This is a genomic window from Micromonospora sp. ALFpr18c (assembly GCF_008868155.1).
Classification (GTDB): domain Bacteria; phylum Actinomycetota; class Actinomycetes; order Mycobacteriales; family Micromonosporaceae; genus Micromonospora.
Genome location: NZ_WBKR01000254.1, coordinates 1 through 7,829 on the forward strand (window position 1 = coordinate 1; position 7,829 = coordinate 7,829).

At 75.2% G+C, this 7,829-nt stretch carries 8 protein-coding genes; 5 read left to right on the forward strand and 3 right to left on the reverse strand.

Annotation, left to right across the window (positions count from 1 at the left end; all coding sequences use genetic code 11):
- The coding region (locus F8271_RS28490) for an SseB family protein (RefSeq protein ID WP_192580501.1) at window positions 1–1,593 on the reverse strand (1,593 nt) is incomplete at its 3' end.
- A gap of 152 nt (window positions 1,594–1,745) precedes the next feature.
- Between F8271_RS28490 and mycP the strand changes: the two genes are divergently transcribed.
- Window positions 1,746–2,969, forward strand: a complete 1,224-nt coding sequence (gene mycP / locus F8271_RS28495; RefSeq protein ID WP_151492929.1) for a type VII secretion-associated serine protease mycosin — start codon at window positions 1,746–1,748, stop codon at window positions 2,967–2,969.
- Window positions 2,970–3,042: 73 nt separating this feature from the next.
- Here the strand turns inward: mycP and F8271_RS28500 are convergent, their stop codons facing one another.
- Window positions 3,043–3,336, reverse strand: a complete 294-nt coding sequence (locus tag F8271_RS28500) for a WXG100 family type VII secretion target (protein ID WP_151492930.1) — start codon at window positions 3,334–3,336, stop codon at window positions 3,043–3,045.
- Window positions 3,337–3,358: 22 nt separating this feature from the next.
- Complete coding sequence (locus F8271_RS28505; protein ID WP_151492931.1) at window positions 3,359–3,679, reverse strand: WXG100 family type VII secretion target; 321 nt, start codon at window positions 3,677–3,679, stop codon at window positions 3,359–3,361.
- 293 nt (window positions 3,680–3,972) lie between these two features.
- Here F8271_RS28505 and eccE point away from each other — a divergent pair, with 293 nt between their 5' ends.
- From eccE to rarD, 4 genes are all read left to right on the forward strand, one after another.
- Entirely contained in the window at window positions 3,973–5,844 is a 1,872-nt protein-coding gene (gene eccE, locus F8271_RS28510; RefSeq protein ID WP_370461986.1) for a type VII secretion protein EccE, read from the forward strand.
- A 112-nt stretch (window positions 5,845–5,956) separates the two neighbouring features.
- Window positions 5,957–6,343, forward strand: a complete 387-nt coding sequence (locus F8271_RS28515) for a phage holin family protein (RefSeq protein WP_151492933.1) — start codon at window positions 5,957–5,959, stop codon at window positions 6,341–6,343.
- A gap of 117 nt (window positions 6,344–6,460) precedes the next feature.
- Window positions 6,461–6,958 carry a GNAT family N-acetyltransferase gene (locus tag F8271_RS28520; RefSeq protein WP_151492934.1) on the forward strand — a complete coding sequence of 166 codons (498 nt, stop codon included), beginning with the start codon at window positions 6,461–6,463 and terminating at the stop codon, window positions 6,956–6,958.
- Window positions 6,955–7,829, forward strand: an 875-nt coding sequence (gene rarD / locus F8271_RS28525; RefSeq protein WP_151492935.1) for an EamA family transporter RarD, incomplete at its 3' end; no start/stop codon positions are given. The genes F8271_RS28520 and rarD, both read left to right, overlap by 4 nt.

Below are 7,829 nucleotides of genomic sequence, written 5' to 3' on the forward strand. Positions count from 1 at the left end.
CAGGGCCGGGGCGGGCGGCGGCGGGCTGACGGGGTCGACGACCGGGTCGAAGGCGGTCCGGCCGCCGAGGAGGTCGTCGGCACGCAGGCTGCCGGCCGCCAGCCAGCCACCGCCGGCCTGAGCCGTCCCGCTCGGGTCGGTCAGGTCGCGGGACTCGATGATGGTGCCCTCGATGACGATGGGCGTGAAGCCGCGGCGTGGCGCGGGCGGGCCGGAGACCGGTTCCGCGATGGACGCGGACAGCTCCTCCACCGGCTCGTACCGACCAGGCTCCCCCGGCCGGCCACGCGGGATCGCCTGGGTCTCCTCGGCCGACGGGGCGGGTCGGGTCGGTGGTGGCGCACCGGCCGCCCGGAACGCGCGGGTGGGCTCCTCGGCCAGCCGGTCCGGTCGGCGTGGAGGCAGGGGCTGGGTGGGCTCGTCACCGGGAGCGGGCGAGCGTACCCCTCGGAACGCCAGCGGGTCGCCGGCCGCCGGGCGCGGAGGCCGGGGGACGCTCGCGTCGGTCATCGGGAAGGCTCGGGTCGCACCGTCGGCGCTCGGCGCGTCGGCGGGACGACGGCGCGGGAACGGTTGGCTACCCCGGCCGAACCGCGACGGGGGCGCGGCGCGCTCGCCGGGACGGCCCGCGCCCGGTGTCGGGCCGGTGGCCCGGCCCCGTCCGGACGCCGGCTCGAAGAAGGAGCGCCGGTCGCCCTGGGCGGTGCCGTTGGCCGGTGCGGCGGCGTCGCCGGGCCGCGCGGTCGGCGGCCGGCCGGTGGCGGTGCCACTCTGGTCGGTCGGTACGGTGCCGGGACGGTCGGCGGCCGTCGACGGCGCGAACCGGGGTGCGGCGGGCCGAGCGCCCGCCGCGGGTACGGAGTCGGGGCCGGGTGCGGCGCTCGGGTGCCGCTGACCGGCGGCCGGCAGGTCCTCCCCGCCGGAGAGGCGGGACAGGTCACCCGCACCGGGCGTACTCCTCGACGTGCCCGGTCCCAGCGGACTGGTCATCCGGGGCACCGCGGGCCGCGTCGGCGCGGGCCGCACCGGCGGGATGGCCACCGGATCCGGGCCGGACGGCATCGGGCCGGACGACGTCGGGCCGGACGGCATCGGACCGGCCGTGGGCGTCGAGCCTGCGGCGTCCCGACCCGGCGCACCGGTGCGGGTGCGGGCGAGGGTCTCCGCCCGTTCCAGCCGGGCGCGGGCACCCATGGCACGACCGGGCAGCCGGACGTCGCCACGGGAGAGTTGGGAGACGAACCAGGCGGGCAGGTAGCCCTCGACGGGCAACCCCGGATTGACCGCGAGCCACCACTCGTGGTTGGGCCAGCCGACCGCGAGGTCGGTGAACGGGACGCGTCGGTTGCTGCCCGGGTGGTCACCGAGGCAGGTCCGCAGCGCGGCGGCGGAGGTGAAGGCCAGCACGTGCGTCCGGCCACCGGTGGTCCAGGTGCCCCAGCCGGGCGACGCCTGGCCGGCCAGCGCCGGCGCGGAGACCGGCAACAGCAGATCGGTGCGGGACAGCAGCCGGAAGTACAGCTCCTGGTCGTTGGCGCGCAGCGCGTCCCGCATCGCCACCTCGGCCTCCGTGGCCGGCTCCCATTCGGTCACGGCCACCTCTCCTTCCGAGAACAGGCCACAGGTATCGCGTACAACCTACAAGGTGGTACCAAGATCACAATGGCTGGCCGGCGGCGGTCCGCCGGGGCGCGAGCGAGGCGATAACATCCCGTCCCGGAGCCGACACGATACGGAGGCCGTCGATGTCCCGGTCGATTGCGCGCCCGGTCCTCGCCGGCCTGGCGGCCGGCCTGCTGACCGCGCCGGCCCTCCCGGTCGAGGCCGCTGACGCCGCGCGGCGGGCGGCGCCGACCTGCGCGACCCCCCTGGCCCCCGTCCGGCCGGTCGCGGCCCTCCCGTGGACGCAGCAACGGTACGACCCAGCACGGCTCGCGCCGCTGGCCACCGGGGCCGGAGTGACGGTCGCGGTGGTCGACTCCGGGGTCGATCGGGCCCACCCGCAACTGGCCGGGCAGGTGCTGACCGGCACCGACCTGCTCGACCCTGGCGGAGACGGCAGCCGTGACTGCGCCGGGCACGGCACCGGCGTGGCGAGCATCATCGCCGCGCAACCCCAACCCGGTGTCGCCTTCCACGGCCTCGCGCCGGGTGCCCGGATCCTGCCGGTACGGGTGAGTGAGCAGCAGGTGGTGCAGGGGCGGGAGTCGGGACGTACGGTCAGCGCCGCCGAGTTCGCCGAGGCCATCCGTTGGGCCGTCGACCACGACGCCGACGTGGTGAACCTCTCCGTCGTGCTGTACGCCGACGACCCGGCCGTCCAGTCCGCCGTCCGCTACGCCGTGGAGCGGAACGTGGTGTTGGTGGCCGCCGCCGGCAACCTGCACGACAGCGGCGATCCGCGCCCGTTCCCGGCCGCGTACGACGGGGTGCTCGGGGTGGGCGCGATCGGGGCGGACGGCGTGCGGGCGGCCTTCTCGCAGACCGGCGCGTACGTCGATCTGGTCGCACCGGGCAGCGAGGTGCTGACCGCCGCGCCCGGGCAGGGTCACCAGCGGGTCGAGGGCACCAGCTACGCGGCGCCGTTCGTGGCCGCCACCGCCGCCCTGCTGCGTCAGTACCGCCCCGAGTTGACCGCCGCCCAGGTGGCGGAGCGGATCATCGCCACCGCCGATCCGGCACCCGGCCCGGGTCACGGCGGCGGGTACGGCGCGGGTGTGCTCAACCCGTACCGCGCGGTCACCGAGACCGGTGCCGGTCAGCCGGCCGGCCCCCGGACCGCTGCCGCGCTCGCCGACGACCGCGCCGACGCCGCACAAATCGCCCGCGAGGCTCGCCGCGAAACGGCACGCGACCGGGCCCTGCTGATCGGGGCGGTGGTCGGGACGACGGCAGGTGCGGTGGTGCTGCTCGCCCTGGTGCTGCCCCGGGGTGCGCGTCGACGGTGGCGACCCGCCGGCCCGGCCTGAGCCCCTGCTCCTCGACGCCGGGCTCGGCCGGGGCGCGGACCCGGACACGGTCAGCGCTCCCGGCCCACCGGGATCACTGGAACAGCCCGGTGTTCTTCTTCTCGGTGTCCAGATAGTCGGCGGCGGAGTCGTTCACCGCCAGCTTGATGTCGCGCAGCATCGCCTGGAGGTCCTGCGAGGCGGACCGCCACCGAGCCTGGCGCTGCTCGTACGCCTCCCGGGCGTCGCCCTTCCAGCCCGCGACCAGTGGCGCGGCATCGCGTTCGAGTTGGCCAAGCTGCGAGTCGAGCGTGTTCAGCGCCTTCTGGATGTCCGCGCCGGCCTGCTGAAGCGCGGCGAAGTTGACGACCAGCACACCGTGGTCCATCGGATCTCCCTCCCGAGTGGGATCAGAGCGGCAGTTGGATGCCGCCGCGGTTGGTGCCGGCGACCCGGCTGGCTGCCTCGTCGTCCGAGACGTCGTACTGCCGGCCGGCGCTGCGGATGGCACCGGCGGTCTCCCGCAGGGCCCGGTGCAGCGCGGCCTGATCCTGCGACCACTGCTGCTTGACCTGCTCGAACGACCGTCCACCGGCGCCGCGCCAGGCCTGCTGCAACACCTCCAACTCGGCCAGCAGGCCGGTCAGCATGGACTGCAACGACTGGTCCACCTGCTCGAACTTCGCGGCGGTTTGCTTCATCACCGCGGCTTCTGCCTGGGTCTGGGACACCCGGACGTCACCTCGTCTCCTCGATCGCGCCTGACCGTCGACGCGCCCGGAGGACGCGCCGGTCGCTTGGCCCGCTCCTCGAAGCACGGCGGACGCGGGCAGCGATGAACTTCGTGGCTGACGGTAGCGGCCTGGTAGCGGTTCTGCTACCCCCCGCGCCTCCCCTGTGGACAACCACGGCAGCCATCGGTCGCTTACGATGTGCCGCAGCCACGTCGCGGCGCGTGACGGGCCAGGAGAGCGGCCGGCCGCCCGGCTCGGTCCACATCGGTGGAGGAGGCGCGGTGCCGGCGATCACCACCGGGGGGCCGCAGCAGCCCGCCCGGACCGGCCCCGCCCCGGGCGTCGTGGACACCGCCTCCGGTCCCACCGGTCCGGGCGCCGCCCCTCGTCGACGCGCTGGTCGGTGGGCAGCGCTCGCCCAGCGCGCCGGCACCGGAATACGCGCCGGCCAGCTCGTCACCGCCCAGGTCGCGGCGGCACTCGTCCTGGCCGCCCTCGGCCGGGGCGCGCCGGTGACCGTCGCGGCCGGGGCCGCGGCGGCGGTGCTGTTGGCGGTCGCCGGGGTCCGCGTCCGGGGCCGGTGGCTCTTCGAGTGGCTGGGCACCGCCGTCGGGCACCTGACCCGTCGCCGGGCGCTGGTCGGGCCGGCCGGGCCAGCCGACCTGCTCGACCTTGTGGCGCCAGGCACCGTGGTCCGCTCCACGGAGCTGTCCGACGGGCCGGCGGCCGTGCTGGAGGACACCGACGGCATGGTCGCGCTGCTGGAACTCGGCGACCCCGGTGACCTGCTCGGCGACGCGTCCCGGGCGATCCCCGCGCCATCGGCCCTGCTGCCCGCACCGGGGGTGGACGTCCCGCCGCTGCGGATCCAGCTGCTGCTCGCCGGGACACCGGCACCCGTACCGGCGGCCGGCGGCACGGTCGGCACGTCGTACCGGCAGCTCACCGACGGGCGGCTCGCCGGGCGGGAGCAGGCGGTGCTGGCGGTCCGGGTGCTGCGCGTCGACGGCTGGTCGGAGGAGGCCCTGCGCCGGGTGCTCGCCGGCACGGTCCGCCGCGTCGTCCGCCGGCTGGGGCCGCTGACCGCACGGCCACTCGGCGTACCCGCGGCGCTGCGCGTCCTGGGCGAGCTGGCCCACCATGACGGCCACCCGGTGCGCGAGTCCTGGCCGGTGCTTCGGTCCGGCGCCCTCGTCCAGGCCACCTTCCGGCTGACCCGCTGGCCGGACACCGGCGGCGCGGGCAGCCGTCTCCTGGCGCCTCGGCTGCTCGCGCTGCCGGCGACCGCGACGACCGTGTCGATCTGCGCGGGCCCGCTTCCGGCCGGCGGCGCCACCGAGGTGCCGACCGAGCTGACGGTACGGCTGGCCGCCGGGACGACGACCGAGCTGACCCTGGCCGCCGAGGCGCTGGACCGGTTGGTGAGCGGCCTCGGTGGAGGGTTACGCCGGCTCGACGGCGCGCACCTGGAGGGGCTGGCCGCCACGCTGCCCCTGGCGCTCGCGACCCCCGGCACGCCGCCCCGGCCGGCGCTCGACGACTGGGAGCTGACCCTGGGTCAGGCCGGGATGCTGGTCGGCACCAACCGGCACGGCGGAGCCGTCACCGTGCGACTGTTCCGGCCGGAGAGCACCCGGGTGCTGCTGGTCGGCGGCGTACGCGCGGCCCAACTGGTGGCGCTGCGCGCGATGGCGCTGGGTGCCCTGGTGGTCGTGCAGACCGCCCGGCCACGCGCCTGGGAGCCGTTCGTCCGTGGGGTGGGCGCGCCGGGCGGGACGATCCCGCTGATCCCGCCGGGCCGGCGGGTCGCCGACGGGGTGGCGACCGCGCTGCGGCCGTTGCTGCTGGTGGTCGATGCGGGGCCGATGCCGGCCGAGGCGGAGCCGGGCGCCCCGTGGCGGGCCACCCTGGTGGTGCGGGACGAGCTGACCGCGGCGGACACCGATGCGCTGAGCCGCGCCGACCTGGCGGTGCTGCAACCGTTGGACACGGCCGAAGCCGCGCTGGCCGGCGCGGCGCTGGGGCTGGGCGGGTCGGCCGAGTGGCTGACCCGGATCCGCGACGACATGGTGGCCGTGGTGAACCGGCGGGCCCTGCGTTGGGCGCTGCTCTCCCCGACCCCGATCGAGGCGCAGCTGATCGGACGACCCGCGCGCGGCTGACCCGCCCGGCGCGGAACGCGATCGACCTGCCCGCGCGCGAGACGCGGCTGACCCGCCCGGCGCGGCAACTGGCGGGTTACGCCGCCGCCCGGTCCGTGGCACGATCCCCGCCATGGGTTTTCTGAAAGGTCTGCTGATCCGGCTGGCCACCACGGCGCTGGCCTTCTGGTTGGCCACACTGCTCATTCCAGGTATCACCCTGGACTCGAACTCGGCCGTCGAGACGGTCACCACGCTGCTCCTGGTCGCGGTGATCTTCGGCGTGGTCAACGCGGTCCTCCAGCCGATCATCAAGACCGTCGGTTGTGGTTTCTACCTGTTGACGCTCGGTCTCATCGCGCTGGTGGTGAACGGCCTGCTGTTCCTGCTCACCAGTTGGATCGCCGACCAGGCCGGCCTGCCGTTCTCGGTGGACGGTTTCTGGCCGGCCGCCGTACTCGGCGCCCTCTTCGTGAGCATCGTGACCTGGATCCTCGGCGCCGTCCTCGACCGGGACTGACCAGCACCGCCTCGACCCCGTCCGGCCCCCGACGAGCACCGGGGACCGGACGGGTCGGTGACCAGAGTGCGGGAATTGGTCGGCGCGGGAGGCCGCCGTCGCGGCTAGCGTCGCGGAGTGTTCTCACTGACTCGCGCCGACGGCCACCTGCTCAGCACCGATCCGGCACGCCTCGACCTGGACCGGGTGCACCGGTGGCTGTCCACCGACGCGTACTGGGCACTGGGGCGGGACCGGGAGATGGTCGCGCGGGCGTTCGCCGGCTCGCTGCCGTTCGGCGTCTACCGGCCCGGGGACGGCCAGCAGGTGGCGGTGGCCCGGGTGGTCACCGACCGCGCCACCTTCGCCTGGCTCTGCGACGTGTACGTCGATCGCGCCGCCCGGGGCGACGGCCTGGGCGGCTGGCTCGCGGCCGCGGTCCGCGACCACCTGGCCGAGTTGGGCGTACGCCGGATCCTGCTGGTCACCAACGACGCGCACGAGGTGTACGCGCGGGTGGGCTTCACTCCGCTGGAGGTCCCGGAGCGGTGGATGAATCTCGACCAGCGGCCGCCGGTGACCCCGATCACCGGAAAGGAACATAGCGGGGATTCACCCCTTACGGTGGAGGCGTGACGTCACTCCGCCTGGGCTACCTCTACGGCTTCGTCGCGTACCTCATCTGGGGCTTCTTCCCGCTCTATCTCAAGCTGCTGCGACCCGCCGGCCCGCTGGAGATCCTGGCTCACCGGATCGTCTGGTCGGTGGTCTTCGTGGCCCTGCTGCTGGGTGCGCTGCGCAACATCGGTTTCCTGCGGGCGCTGCTGCGCCGGCCGTGGGCGATGGCGGGGATCGCCGCCGCCGCCGCGCTGATCGCGATCAACTGGGGCACCTACATCTACGGGGTCAGCTCCGAGCGGGTGGTGGAGACGGCGCTCGGCTACTTCATCAACCCCCTCGTCGTGGTGCTGCTCGGGGTGACGGTGCTGCGGGAGCGGCTACGGCCGGCACAGTGGGTGGCGCTGGGCATCGGCGGGTCGGCCGTCGTGGTGCTCGCCGTGGACTACGGTCGCCTGCCCTGGCTGGCCCTGACCCTGGCGTTCAGCTTCGCCGGCTACGGCCTGATCAAGAAGCGGCTCGGGCTGCCCGCCGCCGAGGGGCTCTTCGTCGAGTCAGCGGTGCTGGCGCTGCCCGCGCTGGGCTACCTGGCCTGGCTGACCCGCCGCGCCGAGTTGACCTTCGGGCATGTCTCGGTCGGGCACACCGCGCTGCTGGTGCTGGCCGGTGCGGTCACCGCGATCCCGCTGCTGCTCTTCGCCGGGGCCGCCAACCGGCTGCCGCTGACCGGCCTCGGCATGATCCAGTATCTGGCGCCGATCCTTCAGCTCGGCTGCGGCGTGCTGATCTTCCACGAGCCCATGCCGCCGGCCCGTCTGGCCGGCTTCGCCCTGGTCTGGTTGGCCCTGATCGTCTTCACCGCCGACGCCATCCGCCAAACCCGCCGACG

What these genes read in the sequence shown, in the direction of transcription:
- mycP (WP_151492929.1), top strand. Translation starts at nt 1,746, where the DNA reads ATGTCCCGGTCGATTGCGCGCCCGGTCCTCGCCGGCCTGGCGGCCGGC.
- F8271_RS28500 (WP_151492930.1), bottom strand. Translation starts at nt 3,336, where the DNA reads ATGGACCACGGTGTGCTGGTCGTCAACTTCGCCGCGCTTCAGCAGGCC.
- F8271_RS28515 (WP_151492933.1), top strand. Translation starts at nt 5,957, where the DNA reads ATGGGTTTTCTGAAAGGTCTGCTGATCCGGCTGGCCACCACGGCGCTG.